Origin of the sequence: Sorangium sp. So ce426 (assembly GCF_051475585.1) — a bacterium.
GTDB classification, from domain to species: domain Bacteria; phylum Myxococcota_A; class Polyangia; order Polyangiales; family Polyangiaceae; genus Sorangium; species Sorangium cellulosum_B.
In genome coordinates, this window is record NZ_CP150341.1 from 3376457 (window position 1) to 3395398 (window position 18942).

General features: G+C 72.0%; 7 protein-coding genes. 3 read left to right on the forward strand and 4 right to left on the reverse strand.

Annotated features, from left to right (window positions below; all coding sequences use genetic code 11):
- Positions 1–279: 279 nt before the first annotated feature.
- From WMF44_RS12925 to WMF44_RS12935, 3 genes are all read left to right on the forward strand, one after another.
- On the forward strand, positions 280–2004 hold the full coding sequence (locus tag WMF44_RS12925; RefSeq protein ID WP_437299429.1) for an ATP-binding protein: 1725 nt from the start codon (positions 280–282) through the stop codon (positions 2002–2004).
- 233 nt (positions 2005–2237) lie between these two features.
- Entirely contained in the window at positions 2238–3092 is an 855-nt protein-coding gene (locus tag WMF44_RS12930) for an alpha/beta fold hydrolase (protein ID WP_437299430.1), read from the forward strand.
- Positions 3089–3238 (forward strand): hypothetical protein, encoded by a 150-nt coding sequence (locus tag WMF44_RS12935; protein ID WP_437299431.1) that lies wholly within the window; start codon positions 3089–3091, stop codon positions 3236–3238. Before WMF44_RS12930 ends, WMF44_RS12935 begins: the two co-directional genes overlap by 4 nt.
- Before the next feature lie 218 nt (positions 3239–3456).
- Here WMF44_RS12935 and WMF44_RS12940 read toward each other — a convergent pair whose 3' ends face one another.
- From WMF44_RS12940 to WMF44_RS12955, 4 genes are all read right to left on the reverse strand, one after another.
- Positions 3457–4641, reverse strand: a complete 1185-nt coding sequence (locus tag WMF44_RS12940) for a M20 aminoacylase family protein (RefSeq protein WP_437299432.1) — start codon at positions 4639–4641, stop codon at positions 3457–3459.
- Between the two features lie 10 nt (positions 4642–4651).
- Positions 4652–7081, reverse strand: a complete 2430-nt coding sequence (locus WMF44_RS12945) for a lantibiotic dehydratase (protein WP_437299433.1) — start codon at positions 7079–7081, stop codon at positions 4652–4654.
- A 50-nt stretch (positions 7082–7131) separates the two neighbouring features.
- On the reverse strand, positions 7132–8409 hold the full coding sequence (locus WMF44_RS12950; RefSeq protein ID WP_437299434.1) for a peptidogalycan biosysnthesis protein: 1278 nt from the start codon (positions 8407–8409) through the stop codon (positions 7132–7134).
- A gap of 98 nt (positions 8410–8507) precedes the next feature.
- Complete coding sequence (locus tag WMF44_RS12955) at positions 8508–18860, reverse strand: amino acid adenylation domain-containing protein (protein ID WP_437299435.1); 10353 nt, start codon at positions 18858–18860, stop codon at positions 8508–8510.
- Positions 18861–18942 lie beyond the last annotated feature (82 nt).

Sequence of the window (18942 nt, forward strand, 5' to 3'; positions counted from 1 at the left end):
CGAGATCCGCCGGCGGACCCGCGGCGCACAGAGGGGTTGACCGGGAACCGAACATCGGCTCCTTGGCGGGTCTCTCGCGGTCCTCTTACGGACGAGCGATCAGGGGATCCGCTTCGAGATCCACGCGACGATATCGGCCAGCACGATCGACGGGATCGCCGGCGGAGGCTACCCGACCAAGGTCGGCTGCCTCGAGGCCCCGCTCCTGCACAGGGCCGCCGAAGGGGCCTTCTCCCGCGCCTCCGGGGGGTATAGTCCGTCTCGGATATGAGCGTCCCGTTGCGTCCTCCCGAAGCCATCCTGCGTGCCGATGGGGACCCCGACGACCGCGGCGACCCGGTGAAGCGGCGGGGCCTCGACAGCGACGTCGAGGAGCAAAAGCGGACTCAGGCGCGGATCGCCGGCGAGCACCGCCTCCTGGAGATGATCGCCCGCGGCGAGCCCATGTCCGCCATCCTCGAGGGCGTCGTCCGTCTCGTGGAAGGCGCTGCGAGCGGGCTGCACGCGTCGATCCTCCTGCTCGACGAGGACGAGCGGACGTTGCGGCACGCCGCGGCGGTGACCTTGCCGCGGAGCTACACCGAGGTCATCGACGGCGCTGCGATCGGCCCCGAAGCGTTCTCGTGCGGCACGGCGGTGTGGCGACGGGAGCTGGTGGTCATCGCCGACATCGAGACGGATCCGCTCGGGGCTCTCTTCCGGGCGCAGGCGCTGGCTCACGGCCTTCGCGCCTGCTGGTCGGTGCCCATGCTGTCGTCCGACGGCCGGGCGCTCGGCGCGTTCGGCATCTACGCCACGGAGCCGCGGACGCCGACGAAGGCCGACCTCGAGCTGCTCGAGCGGTGCGCGCACGTGACGAGCATCGCGATCGAGCGCAGCCAGGCGGAGGAGGCGCTCCGGCGCAGCGAGGCCTACCGCGCCGAGGCGGAGCGCCTCAGCCGCACCGGGAGCTTCGGTTATGACATCGAGAGCCGGGAGTTCACCATGTCCGACGGCACCTGCGAGATCGTCGGCTTCCCGCGCAAGCCCCGACCCACGCTGGCGCAGCTGTCCAGCCGCATCCACCCGGGCGACCGCGAGCGGGTCGCGGACATCGTGCGGCAGGCGCTGCGCGACGGCGCCACCTTCGACTACGAGCACCGCCTCGTGATGGACGACGGGTCGGTGAAGCTGGTCCGCGTCCTCGGCGGGATGCGCGTCGCCGCCTCCGGGAGGATCGAGCTCGTCGGCGCCGCGACGGACATCACGGCGAGCAGGCGCGCGGCCGACGAGCTGCAGCAAGCGCAGGCGGCCCTCATGCACGTCACGCGCGTGACGACCCTCGGCGAGCTCGCGGCCTCGATCGCCCACGAGGTGAACCAGCCGCTCGCGGCGATCGTCGCGGACGCGAACGCCGCGCTCAACTGGCTCGCCGCCGATCCGCCCGACCTCGAGAAGGTGCGCGCGTCGCTCACCGCGATCGTCGGCGACGGGGAGCGCGCAGGCCAGGTGCTCCTGCGGATCCGCTCGCTGCTGTCACGATCGGCGCCCCGTCATCACCTGTGCAGCCTCAACGAGGTCATCCGCGAGGTCGTCCCGCTCGTGGCCACCGAGCTGGGGCGTCGCGGCATCTCCGTCCAGCAGGCGCTGCTCCACGATCTGCCGCAGGTGCCGGGCGATCCCGTGCTGCTGCAGCAGGTGGTCCTGAACCTGCTGCTCAACGCGGGCGAGGCCTCGAAGGACGTGCCGCCGGAGCGGCGCCGCGTGGTGATCCGCTCGTTCGTCGAGCGGCGATCGAGCGGGTCCTTCGTGCACGTGGCGGTCGAGGACGCCGGCGTCGGGTTCGGCGGCGCGAAGGACAGGGCGCGCCTGTTCGACGCGTTCTACACGACCAAGGAGAGCGGCCTCGGCATGGGCCTGTCGATCAGCCGCTCGATCATCGAGCGGCACGGCGGCAAGCTGTGGGCGAGCGAGAACGAGACCTTCGGGGTGACGTTCCAGTTCGCGATCGAGGTGGCGCCGTGATCACGGAGGCGTCCGTGGCCTCGAGCTCCTCACCGAGACGTTCCGCGCCGAGGAGCTGATTCGCGCGATCCGTGAGGCGCTCGCCTGGCGGAGGGCGGTCCGCGCCCGCCGCGCCGCCCGCGCGATCCAGGCAACGGGGCCTGACCTCGACACCCGACCTTGGTCGGGTTCTCTGCGCCGGCCGTGTCGCGGTACATCGTCCGCTCCGAGGACCCATGTCAAGGAGCCGTGCCATGAATGCAATCTCGAGCGCCGTCACCGCGCCCAACCAGTTTGTCGAGTCGAGCGGCCGGAAAATCGCCTATCGCTCCGTGGGAGTGGGAAAGCCGATCGTGCTGTGCACGCGCTTCCGCGGCAACATGGATGTCTGGGATCCCGCCTTCCTCGACGCCCTGGCGGCCCACGGCTTCCGGGTGATCACGTTCGATTACAGCGGCCTCGGCCTCTCGACGGGCGAGAGGAGCTACGCCCCTCCCTCGCTCGCCAGGGACGCGATGGACCTGATCGAGGCGCTGGACCTGAAGGACGTGGTGATCGGCGGCTGGTCGCTCGGCGGGCTGGCTGCCCAGGTCGCGGTGGCCATGTTTCCGGAGCGGCTCAGCCACGCTGTCCTGATCGGCACCGCGCCGCCCGGTCCGAACGTCAAGCCCGCAGAGCAGCTGTTCTACGACACGGCGGCGATTGCTTCGTACGGCCTGGACGAGGAGATCATCCTGTTCTTCGAGCCGCGGTCCCCGGCGAGCCGGGAGGCCGCGCGGCGCTCGGTCGGCCGCATCGCGCAGCGAACGCAGGATCGCAGCGTCCCCGTCCCCGTCGACTGGGCCGTTGCCTACCTCGGCAACAGGCCGCACAGCCCGCTCTTCCCCGCCGATGCCGTGCTGGAGGCCTTGAAGGTCACCCACCTTCCGATCCTGCATGTCGGCGGGGATCACGACATCATCTTTCCGGTCGAGAACTGGTACGCGCTCAACCAGCAGCTGCCGACGGTGCAGCTCTTGACCTACCCGCGGGCCGGCCACGGGCCGCACCACGAGCACCCGGAAGCCACGGCCCAGCACGTCGCGGCCTTCGTGCGCAGCACGTCGTGACCGACGACCGCGGGGAGCGCCGCGGCGAGGACGCCGGCGCCGCGACCACCCTCCGGGCGGGATCGAGCCCGATGTCGTTGATGGCGGTGAGCCCGTCGGCCCTGAAATCACGCACCAGGGTGGAGCTCGTCGACGTGACCCAGTAGACGGCCGGGGGCGCGTTTACCGAGACGAGGTATCCATCCCTGTATCGCTCGACAGCCTCCGTCGAGGGTGGAGTCGCCGCCGCTCGTTGCGCCCTGGATATCGCGCGTGGCGGCGGACCGGCGCTCGAAGGCGGCACCTGTCATGTCGGAGCGCTCGTGCTGGACGACGGCGCGGCGCTCGGGGACCACGCGCGAAGGCACCACCGTCGGGTCGACGCTCACGGCGAGGCGAGGGCCCCCTTCGACAGCGTCTGCTCGACGAGCGTCACCCAGTAGCTCGCGCCGATGGGCAGGATCGCGTCGTTGAAGTCGTAACCAGGGTTGTGCAGCATGCGGCTCTCGCCGGCGACGCCGTTGCCGAGCCAGACGTAGGCGCCGGGCCTCTCGCGCAGCATGAACGCGAAGTCCTCGGCGCCCATCGTGGGTTGAATGTCGGTGAGCACCTTGTCACCGCCGATCACCTGCGTCATCGCCGCGATCGCCATGGCGACCTCTTTCGGTGTGTTGATGATGGGCGGGTAGCGGCGCTCGTACCGCACCGTGACCTTGCAGCCATGAGCGGCGGCGATGCCGTCGCAGACGCGGCGTATGGCGCCCTCGACGAGCGCCTGCACCTCGGGCTTGAGCGCCCGCGCCGAGCCGCGCAGCGTGACCTCGTCCGGGAGCACGTTCCACGTGTCGCCGGCGTGGAACTGCGTGACGCTGACCACCGCCGCGTCGACCGGGCTCACGCCGCGGCTCACGATCGCCTGCAGCGCCTGCACGAGCGCGCTCCCCGCGACGATCGCATCGACGCCGTGGTGAGGCATCCCCGCGTGGGCGCCGCGGCCCGTGATCTTGATCTCGAAGATATCGAAGCTCGCCATCATGATCCCGGGCATCACGGCGAACTGGCCGGTGGGAATGCCAGGCCAGTTGTGCATGCCGAAGACGGCCTCCACCGGGAACTTCTCGAACAGGCCATCTTCGACCATCACGCGGCCGCCCCCCTCGTTCTCCTCGGCGGGCTGGAAGATGAAGTGGACGGTGCCGTCAAAGGCCCTCGTCTCGGCGAGGTGCCTGGCGGCGCCGAGGAGCATCGTCGTGTGCCCGTCGTGGCCGCAGGCGTGCATCCTCCCTTCGTTCCGCGAGCGATGGGCGAACGTATTCGCCTCGTGGACATGCAGCGCGTCCATGTCCGCCCGGAGCCCGATGGCGCGGTGGCCCGACCCGGCCCTCAGCGTGCCCACGACGCCGGTCTTCGCGAGGCCGCGGTGGACCTCCACACCGAAGGACGAGAGCTTCTCCGCCACGAAGTCCGAGGTGCGGGCCTCCTCGAACGCGGTCTCGGGGTGGGCGTGGAGGTCACGGCGCCACGCGGTCATTTCAGTGTGGAGGGCGTCGATTCGAGGGATGGTGGGCATGGCGAAGGTCCTAGAGTCCCTTGGCGTCGAAGGTGACGAGCCGCAGCTCGCAGGTATACCGCTTGCCGTCCGCGTCCGTCAGCCAGAGATCATCGATGCACGGCAGCATCTCGGAGACGCTCACCTTCGCCGACGCGTCCAGCTCGCCGGCGCGCCGGAGGATCTTGGCGAGGGTGTCCACGAAGATCGGGCTGTCGAGGTCCGCGTAGTACGGCTTGGCCTCGAAGGGCGACTTGAGGAAGATGAACCGCGGCAGCCCGTGCGCGCGCTGCCAGCGCCGCGCCGCGAGCCAGCGAGCGAGCGGCTCCTCCTCGCGCGCGAAGGTCACCTGCGACGCGATGAAGCGCCAGCGCTCGCGCGCGACCACGAGATCGCCGATCTTGAGCCGCGGCGTGTGGTCCTCGGCCGGCAGGACGTCGAGGGCGTTGGTGACCATCGACGAGAGCATCATGCCCATGAAATCGAGGAGGCCGCCGCGGTAGCCGCCGCCCCGCGCGTGGACCTCCAGCGCCCCGTCCTGGTCCACCACGACGAGATCCGCCACGCGCAGCGTCCGCGCCGCAGGCGCGGGAGAAGGCTCCGGTGAGAACGCATAGCGGAAGTCCCCGGAGCCCAGGGCGATCTCGTTGATGCGCTGGCACCATTGCGCCTTCGGCAGCACGGGGATGACGCTCGGGGCCGGGTTGTCGAGCTCCCAGAGATCGATGAGCTCGCGCATCGACGGGTGCTGGAAGGCGAAGCAGGACGCCGTCAGCGTGTGCGTCAGGTGCATCTCGCCCATGACGAGCTCGCACTCCCCCCGGCGTAGGGCCTCCACGTCCCTGGCCGCGATCATCAGATCGGGGCACATATAACGAGCCCTGGCCCAGCCCGGGCGCGGCACGTCGAACGCGCGCCGCACGTCCGCCAGCAGCGCGGCCGGATCCCGCTCGACGGAGCGCGCGCCGGACGGCACCCCGAGGATCTCGGCCCAGCGGCGCTGCAGCTCGCGCTGCACCTCTCCGACCCACTCCGGCATGCCGCGCATCTCCCGCATCCACGGCTCGATCTCGGCGAGGGCCTTGTGGAACACCGTGAGCTCGACCGGGCCGCCGCCCTGCTGCGCCGAGAGCCGCTCGAACAGGTCCCGCAGCACCCCGAGGTAACGGCGCGCGACCTCGTAGGTCACCCAGCGGCCGCTGAGCAGCAGGAGCGACAGCGGCGGAGCGAGCTTCTGGAGCAGCGGAGCGCCGATCTCCAGGTCGAGATCGCGCCTGCAATCCTCGTAGACGAGCGTGCGCGCCGCGTACATCTCCCCATCGGAGCGCGTCGTGGCCGCGCCGGTCAGCCGGTGGAACGTGTCCTCCAGGCGCGTCATGGCGGCGTCGAGCGCCCGGGAGTCGCCGGCCGCGGCGGCGACCTCGTCGCGCGCCCGCTCGAGCTCGTCGAGCGGCAGGAGCGCGCGCTCGCGGAGCGCCTGATCCTCGATCCCCGCGAGCGCGCGCCGCAGCGCCTCTTCCGGCGACAGCTGGAGCGCGACCTCGAAGTCCCAGGCCATGACGCCCATCGCGCACGCCCTGTCGAGGATCTCGAACACCTCCGCTTCACCGCCGAGCCCGAGCGACGGGTCGCTGGTGAGCCGCCGCGCGAGCGCCCTCGCGGTGGTCACGCCGTCGCAGCCCTCGAGGACCGCAGCCTGCGCCGGCGTGAGCGGCATCGCTCCGACGGTCGGCACCTGCAGAGCGCCCCCATCGACGCGGATGTAGGGGAGCAGCCGGGGCGCCGCGAACGGCCTGAGGTCCGGGTCCGCGCTCAACCGCGACGCGATCGCGTCGATGGCCCAGCTCTCGAAGTAGACCCTCCGCGCGGCGAGCAGGCCTGGCCCGGGCCGGGCGGCGATCGCCTCGGGGCCGAGGCCGATCCGGCACCAGCCGATGGGCCCGAAGAAGCCGATGGAGTCGTTCTTGACGCAATAACGTTGCAGGTAGGAGGCGACGAGCGCCTCTCTCTGCCGCGTCTTCTTGTCCCGGTGGCCGGGCGGCTTGCGCAGGATGCCGTCGAGCCCCGTGTGCAGGGCGCGCCGGTTCTGCCAGACCACCGCCTCGCGGAACCGGTCGTCCTGCACCGCCGCGCGCAGCGCCTCGCTGACGCGCGCGGTCTCCACCTCGAACGAGCGCTGCAGATCCGCGTGGATCACGCTCTTCGCCGGGGCGGCCCCTCCGGCGTCGAGCACCCTGTCGAGCATGGCGGCGGTCCCGGGGGCCGCGAGCGACAGAATGGTCTGCGCCGCGAACCCCGCGCCGCGAACACACGCGACAGGCCACAACCCGAACGGTCCACCGGCCAGCGGCACCAGGTGGCTCGACGCGCCGCCTTCGACGTCCTGCTCGGACGGGCGGCGCGCCTGGCCCTCAATGTCTGAAGCAGGCGCTTCGGCGGCGAGTCTCATCGTGACAGACATGATTTCTCATCCGTGGCATGGCGCCTGGTGCGAGCGGCGCCGCGCGTGTCTCACGCGTCGCCCGCAGCCTCCGGGGATCCCGTCTCCGGGGCGCTCGGCGGGGCGACGACCTTGGTCATCTCGGCGTGACTTATCTGCGAGAACAGGGACAGGTAGGGCATGAGGAGCGCTCGTGACCACGAGGAGGGGAACCACATGTAGCTGTACAGGGGGTGACCCACCGCGCCGCGGCGTCGCTTCGTCTTCCACGTGCCGCCGCTGAGCCATATCCGCTTGGCGCCGAGCGCCACGGCGCGCTTGATCGGCTCGTAGAAGACGAGGCTGAAATACAGCGGCGAGTCGTCCAGCCCCTGATCCTCGGTGCGGCCTACGCGGTAGACCCAGAGGTCGTCCCCCTTGTGGAGGATCGAGGCGAAGCCGACGACGGTGGAGCCGTTGCGCGCCACGATCGCCTCCGCCCTCGGGCCGAGGTGGCGCTCGAGCCGAGCCCAGAACGATTCCGGGTGACGGAAGTGCTCCTCACCGTATTTCGAGTACGTCGTCTCGTAGAGGCGCTCGAGATCGCCGCCCAGGGAGCCGAAATCCGGCGTCACGGTGAATCGTACACCGGCCTCGCCGACCATCCTCATGTCGCGCCTGAAGGACTTTCGCTCCTTGCTCCGGAAGCGCGCGAGGTAGTCGTCGAAGGCCTTGAACTCGGTGTCCAGCCGGTTGTCATAGACGAGGAAGACCTCCTCGAACCCGCTCCCGCGAAGCGATCTCCTGAGCTCGGCGCGCTCGGCGTCGACGCCATAGAAGCAGAGCGGCAGCCGCTCTCTCTGCGCCTCCTCCTTGAGCGCGTCGAGCACCGCGCGGTGCGCCTCCTGCACCGCCGCCGGATCGACGGGCGCCACGGCGATGCCCCCACGGTAGCTGAGCGGGCTCGCGGCGAGCACCCACCCGTCGATCCCCGAGCGGGCCGCCCGCGCGAACGCCCGGTAGGCGTTGACCGCCCGGACGACCCACTGGCTCCAGCGCGCGCTCTCGGGGTTCATCCTGACGAGCTCGTCCTGCCAGGAGACGAAGAAGAACTTCTCCAGCGAATAATGATAGTAGATCGAGCGACTGCGCGTGACGAGGAACGGGCAAACGGCGATGAGGCGGGTCCCCTCGCGCACCAGGACATAACGCAGGGACAGCTCCCCCCGGACGAGCGGCGCCAGATCCAGCGTGTCGAGCATCCGCAGCCAGCGGCGATCGAGGAACACGTCCGCTTCCGCCGTGACGTTGTCGAGCTCCGCGTCGTCCACGGCGTCGAGGGATGTGCAGATGGTCGTCGTCAATCTCACCGATGGCGTTCCTTTCGTTGCACCCGAGCGCCGCGAAGAGGCGCGCCGGCCCCGCGCGGGGCCGGCATGGGGCCGGTCGATGCCCGGCGCCGGCCCGCTCAGGGCGCCTCGCGCCGGGCCCGCTCGATGAGCGCGCGGAGCTTCCGGGCGATGGGCTCGACGCCGGGCGCCTGCAGGATCGAATAGTGGTCGCCCCGCACGCGCTCGACCTCGACGCCCGAGGGCGCCAGCCGCCGCCAGGCGTCCACCGCGTCCGGCGATGAAGCCCGCCCGTCGATGGCCTGAAAGACCGTGATCGTCCCGCCGTACGGTCCGGGCTCATAACCATAGAGAGCCTTCATGTTGCTCATGAAGACACGGCGCAGCGCCGGCAACGCCTCCTCGGGGGGCGGGCTGCCACCCGCGACCCGGGCCAGATCGTTGTCGAACAGGGCGTGAAGGAGGTGATCCGTGTCCGTGGGCGGCGCCCCGGGCCGGACGCCCTCGACCTGCGCGTCGATGAGCGCGAGCACCTCCACGCGCTGCTCGCTGCGCTCGAGCTGCCGCGCCATCTCGAACGCGACGACGCCTCCCATCGACCAGCCGCCGAGCAGGTAAGGCCCCGACGGCTGCACCGACCGCACCGCGCTCACGTAGAGCGCCGCCATCTGCTCCACGCTGGCCGGCGGCGCCTGGGCCCCGTCCAGCCCCGGGGACTGCAGCCCGTAGAACGGCTGCTCCGCGCCGAGCTGCCGCGCGAGCTCGCGGTAACACAGGACGTTGCCCCCCACGGGGTGGACGCAGAAGAACGGCCGCCGCTCGGCGCCGGGCGTGATCGTCACGAGCGGCGAGCTCGGATCGAGGCGCCGCTCATCGCGGAGGAGCGCGGCGAGGCGCTCCACCGTCCCCCCCTGGAACAGCGCCGCGAGCGGCAGCCGCTGGCCGGTGCGCGCCTGGATCTCCGCCATGAGCCGCACGGCCAGGAGCGAGTGGCCGCCGAGATCGAAGAAGTCGTCCCGGACGCCCACGCGCTCGGCGCCCAGCACCGCGGCCCAGATCGCCGCGAGATCCCGCTCCAGCGCGTCCCTCGGCGCGACGAAGCTCTCGGCCGCGCCGCTCCGATCGGGCGCCGGGAGCGCCTTGCGATCGACCTTGCCGTTGGCGTTGAGCGGCAGCGCGTCGAGCAGCACGACGAACGCCGGCACCATGTACTCGGGAAGGAGCTCCCTTGCGTGCTCCTTCAGCAGGGCGGCGGAGCGCGGCGAGCCCGCGGCCGGCACCACGTACGCCACGAGCTGCTTGTCCCCCGGCCGATCCTCCCTGGCCACGACGACCGCCTCGGCCACGCCCGGGTGCCGCTTGAGCGCCGACTCGATCTCGGCGAGCTCGATCCTGAAGCCCCTCACCTTGACCTGGTGGTCCAGCCGGCCGAGGAACTGGAGCTCACCGCTCGGCAGGTACCGCGCGAGGTCGCCGGTCTTGTACATGCGGGCCCCGGGCAGGGGCGAGAACGGATCGGGCAGGAACACGTCGGCCGTGCGCCGGGGATCCCGCAGGTAGCCGCGCCCCACGCCGACGCCGCCCACGAACAGCTCGCCAGGAACCCCGATCGGCGCGGGCTGACCCCGCCGATCGAGGAGGTAGAGGCGCATGTTCGCGACCGAGCGCCCGATGGGGACGTGCGCCGCGGTGGGCACCTCCCGCACGCGGTGATGCGTCACGTCGTCGGAGCACTCGGTGGGACCGTACGCGTTGAGGAGCGGCACCGCGGGATAGGCCTCGATCCACTGCGCGCACAGCTCCGGCGGCAGCGCCTCTCCGGTGGCCACCATCCACCGGAGCCCCGAAAGCTGCGGCGCGCGCTCCGATGACCGCGCCTCCGCCAGCACCGCGCGAAGCATGGAAGGGACCAGCTCCACGATCGAGATGCCGTGCTCCTCGATCGCGGCGAGCAGCCGGGCGGGATCCCGGACGACCTCCTCTCCCAGGATGTGAACGCGACCCCCGAGGAGGAGCGCGACGAGGAACTGCCAGACCGAGATGTCGAAGCACTGAGACGCGGTCTCCGCGACGCAGTCCTCCGCGGTGAGCTCGAGATCCCGCACCTTCGCGAAGAGGTGGTTGAGCATGCCGCGGTGCTCGACCATCGCCCCCTTGGGAGCTCCCGTCGAGCCCGACGTGTAGATGACGTAGGCGAGGTTCGACGGGCGAGCGTGCGGCAGCGGAGCGCGCGCTATCTCGGCGCCCGGCGTGAGCGCCTCCTCGAGGGGAATGACCTGCGGCGCGGCCGCCATCCCCTCTAGAGCGCGCCGCAGCGCGGCCGCGAGCGGCCCTGAGACGAGCACGCGCCGCGCGCCGCTGCTCTCCAGCACCTGGGCGATCCTGTGAGGCGGGTGGAACGGATCGAGCGGCAGGTAGGCGCTCCCGGCCTTCCACACGCCGAGCATCCCGCCGAGGAAGTCGAGGCCGCGCTCCGCGAGCAGCGCGATCACCTCGTCCGGCCCCGCGCCTTGGCGCACGAGCGCGCGGGCGAGGGCGTCCGCGCGCTCGTCGAGGTCCCGGTAGCTCAGCGTTGCTCCACCCTCGCCCACCGCGGCGATCGCGCCCGGCGTCCGCTCCACCTGGGCCTCGAAGAGCGTCGTGAAGCACTCCTCCTCGGGGAACGGCATCTCGGTGCGGGTCCAGTCGTCGAGGAGGGTCCGCCGCTCGTCGGCGGGCAGGAGCGGCAGCGACGAGATCGGGCGGGTCGGGTCGCGCACGATCCCCTCGAGGAGCTGCTCGAGGTGCGCCGCCATCCGGGCGATCGTGGGCGGATCGAAGAGATCGGCGTTGTACTCGATGTGCCCCCCGAGCTGCTGGTCTGCCTCCGTCAGCGCCAGGGTCAGGTCGAACATCGCCGTTCCGGTGAAGACCTCCTCGGTCTCCAGCGCCTCGGCCCGCGAGGCGCCGGTGGGGTCCTGCAGGATGAACATGACCTGGAAGAGAGGCGCGTGGGCGCGGCTCCGCGCCGGGTTCAGCTCCTCCACCAGCTTGTCGAACGGCAAGTCTTGATGCGCGTACGCTTCCAGCGCTGTCCGGTGCACCCGCTCGAGCAGATCGAGGAAGCTCGGATCGCCGGAGAGGTCCACGCGCAGCGCGACGGTGTTGAGGAAGAAGCCGATGAGCCCGTCGAGCTCCTGCCTGCTCCGCCCGGCCACGGGGGAGCCCACGACGATGTCCTGCTGCCCCGAATAGCGGTGGAGCAGGACCTGGAAGGCCGCAAGGAGCGTCATGAACAGCGTCACCGCCTCGCGCCGGCTGAGCGCCTTGAGCGCCTCGGTCATCGCGGCGGAGACGCGGATCGCGTGCCGCCCGCCGCGGTAGCTCAGCACCGGCGGCCGCGGGCGGTCCGACGGCAGCTCGAGCACGGCGGGGACGCCGGCGAGCGCCTGTTTCCAGTAGGAGAGCTGCGCCGCGAGCGACTCCTCGCTCAGCCACTGCCGCTGGCTCACGGCGAAGTCGGCGTACTGGATCGGCAGCTCGGGCAGGGGAGAGGGCCGGCCGCTGGAGAACGCCTGGTAGAGCGCCGTGATCTCGCGGGCGAGCACCCCGAGCGACCAGCCGTCGGTGATGATGTGGTGGAGCGCCACGACAAGCACGTCCTCGGCGTCGCGGAGGCGCAGCAGCTCGACGCGCAGGAGCGGCCCCTCGTCGAGATCGAACGGCTCGAGCGCCAGCCGGAGGTGCCGCTCGCGGGCCGCGTCCATCCGCGCGTCCGGCCGCAAGCCCCGCAGATCGGTGACCGGCACAGGGACCTTCGCCGGCGGGGCGATGCGCTGGACCGGCCGCCCGTCGACGCTCGGGAAGCTCGTGCGCAGGATCTCGTGCCGCCTCGTCAGCTCGGTCACGCTCCGCTCGAGGGCGGCCGGGTCGATGGACGACGAGAAGCGCACGCTCCACGCCACGTTCTGCGCGACGCTCTCGGGGCTCAGCTGGTGCAGGAACCACATGCGCTCCTGCGCGAGCGAGAGGGGGAGCGGCCCGGCTCGCTCGACGCGCCGGAGCGGCAGGAGCTCGGCGGCGCCGGCGCTCGCCTCGATGTGCCGGGCGATCGCCGCCACGGTGGGCGACTGGAAGATGAGCCCGAGCGGCAGATCGACGCCGAAGGCGCTCCTCAGCCGGGCCACCACCTGGGTCGCGAGGAGCGAGTGCCCGCCGAGCGCGAAGAAGTCGTCCTCGACGCCCACCCCGGGCACGCCGAGCGCCTCGGCCCAGATCTGCGCGACGCGGCCCTCGACCTCGGTGCGCGGCGCGACGAAGGTCGAGCTGGCCATCGCGTGCTCCCCCGAGGGCCGCGGGAGCGCCTTGCGATCGATCTTGCCGTTTGCCGTGAGCGGGAGCGCGCTCAGCGCCACGACGACCGACGGGACCATGTAGTCCGGCAGCCGATCGCGCACGAAGCGCTTGATCTCCGCCTCGTCCACGGACCGCTCCGGCGCCGGCACGACATAGGCCACGAGCCGCCGGTCCCCGGGGGTGTCCTCGCGGACCGAGACAACCGCGGCCGCGACCGCCTCGTGCTGCGCGAGCATCGCCTCGATCTCGCCGAGTTCGATGCGGAAGCCCCGCAGCTTGACCTGGTGGTCCGTGCGGCCGAGGAACTCGACGGTGCCGTCCGGCAGCCATCGCACCCGGTCCCCCGTCCGGTACATGCGCGCCCCCGCGTCGCCGGAGAAAGGATCCGGCAGGAACCGCTCCGCGGTCAGCGCCGGGCGTGACAGGTAACCTCGCGTGACGCCCTCGCCGCCGATGTACAGCTCCCCCTGCACGCCGACAGGCACCAGCTGGAGGTGGCGATCGCAGACGTAAAGCGCTGTGTTGTCGATGGGCCGCCCGATGGACGCCCACCCCGCCCCGGCCGCCCGCTCGACGAGGTGCGTGGAGGACCAGATCGTCGTCTCCGTGGGGCCGTACATGTTGAGCAGCGCGCCAGGGAACGTCTTGCGGATCTCCTCGACGAGATCGAAAGGCAGCGGCTCACCGCCGAGGAGCAGCGCGCGCAGGCTGGACAGGGCGGCCGCCGCCGAGGGCTCCAGCATCATGCCGCGCAGCAGCGACGGCGTGCACTGGAGGTAATCCACCTGATACCGCTCGATCTGCCGCGGCGCCGAGGTGTCCTCCAGGCTCCGCCGGTCCTCTCGCTCGCTCAGGCGCTTCAGCTCGTCGAGGTACGGCAGGCTCGCGAGCACGGCGTCGGGTTCGACGCCGAAGTCGATGAGGCAGCCGATCTCGTCGACCCCGATCTCCTTGAGCTGGGCGACCCGCTCCAGGCAGTCGCTCGGCGTCCCGAACAGGCCGCTCGTCTCGACGTACCGCTCGAAGGCGTGGGAGACGAGCAGGTCCAGGTCCTCCTCGCGGACAGCGCCGTCCAGATCGATGCCCAGGCTGCGGCCGAGCCCCCTCATCAGATCGGCCGAGCTGCGCAGGTAGCTGCGGAACGGCGCGCTGATCCGGGCGCGCACCAGATCGGCGTCCCGCTCGACGAAGGTGTGCAGCATGAGCGTGACGTGCCCCTCGCCCTCGTGCCCCGCGCGGCGGCGGGCCTCGCGGTAGATCGCGATCCGCTCCGCGAGATCCTCGATGCTCTGGCCGAGCAGGTGCGTGAGGATGTTCATCCCGCCCCGGCCCGCGGCCTCGAACGTCTCCGGGTTGCCCGCCGCCGTCAGCCAGACGGGCAGCTCGCGCTGCACCGGTTGCGGCCGGATCTGGATCTCCGTCGGTGTCCCCGCGCCGTCCGGGAACGTCAGCCGCTCGCCGCGCCAGAGCCTGCGGACGGCGTCGATGCCTTCCAGCATGATCCGCTTCCGGTCCGCGTACCGCTCCGGGGCCAGCACGAAGTCGCGCGCGTGCCAGCCTGACGCGAAGGAGACGCCGACGCGGCCGCGCGAGATGTTGTCGAGGAGCGCCCACTCCTCCGCGATCCTGACCGGGTGGTGCAGCGGGACGACGACGCTGCCGGCGCGGATCGCGACCCGCTCCGTCATGGCCGCGATCGCCGCGCCGACGACCGATGGATTGGGGTACAGACCGCCGAACGCGTGGAAGTGGCGCTCGGGCGTCCACACGGCCATGAAGCCGTGGCGGTCCGCGAACCTGGCTCCTTCCCAGAGGAGCCGATACCGGTCGCCGCCGCCCTGGTCGGCGTCATCGGCGAAGTAGAAGAGGCTGAAGCCGAGCGGCCGGCGCGCGCCGGGGCGGCCCTTCGCCTGCCGCCGCGGCGCCCGGCGCCGCTGCTCGCCCTGGAGGATCACCGTCAGGCCGCGTGTGAGCGTCCACAGGAGCTCCAGCACCGAGATATCGAAGGAGATGCTCGTGACCGCGAGCCAGCGCGCCCCCGGCGCGACGGGAGCGACGGGCCCGAGCGCTCGATCCATCGCGCTGAAGAAGTTCGCGACGCTCCGGTGGGGCACGACGACGCCCTTGGGTTTCCCCGTCGAGCCCGACGTGTAGATGACGTACGCGGCGTTGGCCGGGCGTGCGCCGGCCGCGGGCGGCGCGCCCGTCTCCGGCCGGCCCTGGCCCCTGCCGAGCATCACCGCGCGCGCCTTCGAGCCTGCGAGCCGCGTCGTGAGGTGCTCTTCGGTCACGACCACCGGCGCGCCGGCGTCGTCGAGCATGTAGCCGATGCGGTCCGAGGGGTACGAGGGATCGAGCGGCAGGTAAGCGCCGCCCGCCTTCAGGATGCCGAGCAGCCCCACGAGCATCTCGATCGACCGCTCCGCGCACAGGCCCACGATCACCTCGGGCCCGACGCCGAGCGAACGCAGCTCGCCCGCGAGCGCGTCCGCCCGCGCGTCGAGCTCGCGGTACGTGATCTCTTCGCCCTCGAACACGCACGCTGTCGCGTCCGGCGTCCTGCGGACCTGAGCGCTGAACTGCTCATGAATGCACGCGTCGGTCGTCCATGCCGCGCGTGTCGCGTTCCAGCCCGACGTGACGAGCCGCAGCTCGTCCTCGTCCATCACGGTGGCCTCGGACAGGCGGCGATCGGGGCTCGAGGCCGCCGACAGCAGCAGCGCGCCGAGGCGCGAGGCCATCCGGGCGATCGACGCGCCGTCGAAGAGGTCGGCGCTGTACTCGAAGTACCCCTCGAACCCGTCCTCGCCGCTCCTCAGGGAGAGGGTGAGGTCCACCATCGAGGTGCCCGGATCGATCTCCACCGTGCGCGCCGCGAGCCCCGGCAGCGCCGGGAGATCGACCTCCCGGTCCGGGAGCAAGATCAACATCGCCTGGAACAGCGGCGAGAAGCTCTGGCTGCGCGCCGGCCGCAGGTGCTCGACGACCCGCTCGAAGGGCACGTCCTGGTCCGCGTAGGCGTCGACCGCGACGTCGCGCACCTGCGAGAGCAGCTCCCGGAAGGTCCGGGCGCGGGACAGATCGACCCGCAGGACGACGGTGTTCGTGAACATGCCGAACAGCCCGCTCAGCTCCGGCGGGCGGCCGGCGACGGCGGAGCCGACGCACACGTCGTCCTGGCCCGCGCAGCGCCCCAGCAAGAGCGCGAAGCCGGCGAGCAGCGCCATGTACGGGGTGACGCCCTCCTGCCGGCAGATCGCCTCCAGGGCCTCGCGGAGAGCGCGGGGGAAGCGCACCGGCGACCTCGCGCCCCGGTAGGTCTGCGCCGCGGGTCGAGGGCGGTCCGCCGGCAGCTCGAGCAGCTCCGGCGCGCCGGCCAGCCTCGCGCCCCAGCGCGTGAGCTGATCCGCGGCGACGCCGCCGTCGAGGCGCTCGTGCTTCCAGAGGACGTAGTCGGCGTACCCCAGCGGCAGATCCGCGAGCCCGGGCGGGAGCCCTCGCGAGAAGGCCCCGTAAAGCGCCGAAAGCTCCCTGGCGAGGACCCCGAAGGACCAGCCGTCCGCCACGAGGTGGTGGGCCACGACGAGCAGCACGTGCCGCCGCGGCTCGATGCGCAGGAGCGTGGCGCGCGCGAGCGGGCCGCGCGTGAGCTGGAACGGGCGCCGCGCCTCCTCGCGCGAGCGCCGCTGCGCCTCGACCTCCCGGGCGGACAGGGGCAGGCCCGTCAGGTCCACGATCTCGAGCGGCAGCGCCCCCTCCGCCGCGATCACCTGGACCGGCTTCCCGTCTCGCTCCTCGATGCTCGCGCGCAGCGGCTCGTGGCGGCGCGCGATCGCGTCGAGCGCGCGCTGCAGCGCCGCCACGTCGAGCTCGCCGGAGAGATCGACGGCGACAGGGATGTTGTAGACGGGGTTGTCGGGATCGAGCTGCGCCAGGAACCACAGGCGCTGCTGCACGGGGGCGAGCGGCAGCGGGCCCGGCGCTCGGCGGGACGTGAGCGCGGGAGCCAGCGCCGGCGCCAGCCCTCCCGCCGGCCGCGACGCCGCCGCGCGCTGCGCCGCCACGTGCCGCGCGAGCGCGTCCGGGCTCGGACCGCGCAGGAGCACGTCGAGCGGCACCGGCGCGCCGAGCTCCTGCTCGAGGCTCGAGGACAGCTCGACAGCGCGCAGCGAATCCAGGCCGTAGCGCGTGATCGGCGCCTCCGGATCGAGCCCGCCCGCGGGCCCGCCGAGCGCCCTCGCGAGGTAACCGCAGAGCCACGAGCGCAGCTCCTCCACGGTCGCCGCGTCACCTCGGGGCGCCGCGCGCGGCGGCGCCGGCTGGATCGCGGGCGCCGCGGCCGCGTCCGCGTCCGCTTCCAGGCGCGCGCCGCTCCTCACCTCGTCGGCGCGCCAGAGCAGCTCGGTCTGGAGCTCTCCGCCGAGGAACGCCGCGCGGCACGCGTGCCGCTGGATCTTGCCGCTGGAGGTCTTGGGAATGCTGCCCGGCGGCAGGAGCGCCACCGCGTGCGGCTGCAGGTCGTGCTCCATGGCCAGCCGCTCCCGGATCGCCCCGATCGCCGCCTCGCAGGCCGACAGGCGCGCGCGCAGGTCTCGCTCCTTCCGGACGTCGATCTCCAGCGCGAGGGCGAGCCGCTCCTCGCCGTCGACCTCCACCGGGAACGCCGCCGAGCACCCCGACCGGATCGCCGGGTGGCTCTGCTCGACGGTGAGCTCGATGTCCTGCGGGTAGTGGTTTCGGCCGCGGAGGATGATCAGGTCCTTGCGCCGCCCCGTGACGAAGAGCTCCCCGTCCTTCAGGAAGCCCAGGTCGCCCGTGCGGAGGAACTCGCCCGGCTCGCCGGTCGCGAGCCGCGCGCGGAAGGTGCCCTTCGTCTCCTCGGCGCGACCCCAGTAGCCCTGGGCCACGCTGGGACCACGGAGCCAGATCTCGCCGACGTGCCCGGCGGGGCAGGCGGTGAGCGTCTCGGGGTGCACGACGACGAGCTCCTGGTCCGGCAGCGAGCGGCCGCAGCCGACGAGCAGCCGCGCCCCCGGCTCACCGGCGGCCGCCTCCTCGGCGCGCCCCTGCTCCAGCGCCGCCGCGCTCGAGGCGCCGACGATGGCGCCGCTGCCCGCTTCCCCGCCGGAGACGATGAGCGTCCCCTCCGCGAGCCCGTAGCAGGGATAGAAGGCCGTCTTCCTGAAGCCGCACGGCCCGAAGGCCGCCGCGAACCGATCGAGGGTCTCCGCCCGCACCGGCTCCGCGCCGCAGAAGGCGACCTCCCACGAGCGCAGATCGAGGGCGCGCCGCTCCTCGGGCGAGCTCTTGCGAACACACAGCTCGAAGGCGAAGTTCGGTCCGCCGCTGATGGTGGCTCCTTCCTCCGAGATGGCCTGCAGCCACAGCAACGGGCGCCGCAGGAACGTCAGCGGGGACATCAGCGCCACGTTGAACCCGTGGTACAGCGGCTCGAGGATGCCGCCGATGAGCCCCATGTCGTGGTAGGGCGGCAGCCATATCACCCCTGTGCTGCCCCGGTGCGCGCCGAAGCACCGTGAGATGCTCTCCAGGTTGTGCAGCAGGTTGCGGTGGCTCAGCATCACCCCCTTCGGGGTGCCCGTGGATCCCGACGTGTACTGGAGGAAAGCGAGCGACGCCGGGCCGACCGCCGGCGGCCGAAAGGCGCCCTCGCCCTCCGCCGGCAGCTCGTCGGTCGCGACCCAGCGCGCCGCGCCGAGCTCCGGCGCGCGCTGGAACAGGTGCACGGCCATCGACGTGATCGCGCCCGTGGAGAGCACCAGCCCGGCCCGCGCGTCCTTCAGGATGGCGCAGAGCCGCGGCAGCGTCCGCTCGATGCGCGCAGGATCCGGCGGGTACGCCGGCACGGCGACGAGCCCCGCGTAGACGCAGCCGAAGAAGGCGACGATGTACTCGAGCCCAGGCTCGTACAGCAGGATCGCCCGCTCTCCGGGCTCCGCGACCTGGCGGAGCGCGGAGGCGACCTGGCGGGCGCGGCGGGCGAGGTCGGCGTAGCTCATGCGAGCCACGATCTTCCCGCTGTCGTCGCGGAAGCTGGTTCCGCACGTCTCGGCGCTCCGCGCCTCGAGCAGATCGATCAGTGTGGCGTACCGCGGTTCTTGTTCGAGCGTCGTCATCTACAAGCTACCTCTGTTACAGACGGCATGTTCACGCCGGCGACATCGAGCTTCCTGATCGCCGTCGCCACCGGACGGACGC

What these genes read in the sequence shown, in the direction of transcription:
- WMF44_RS12930 (WP_437299430.1), top strand. Translation starts at nt 2,238, where the DNA reads ATGAATGCAATCTCGAGCGCCGTCACCGCGCCCAACCAGTTTGTCGAG.
- WMF44_RS12940 (WP_437299432.1), bottom strand. Translation starts at nt 4,641, where the DNA reads ATGCCCACCATCCCTCGAATCGACGCCCTCCACACTGAAATGACCGCG.
- WMF44_RS12945 (WP_437299433.1), bottom strand. Translation starts at nt 7,081, where the DNA reads ATGTCTGTCACGATGAGACTCGCCGCCGAAGCGCCTGCTTCAGACATT.
- WMF44_RS12955 (WP_437299435.1), bottom strand. Translation starts at nt 18,860, where the DNA reads ATGACGACGCTCGAACAAGAACCGCGGTACGCCACACTGATCGATCTG.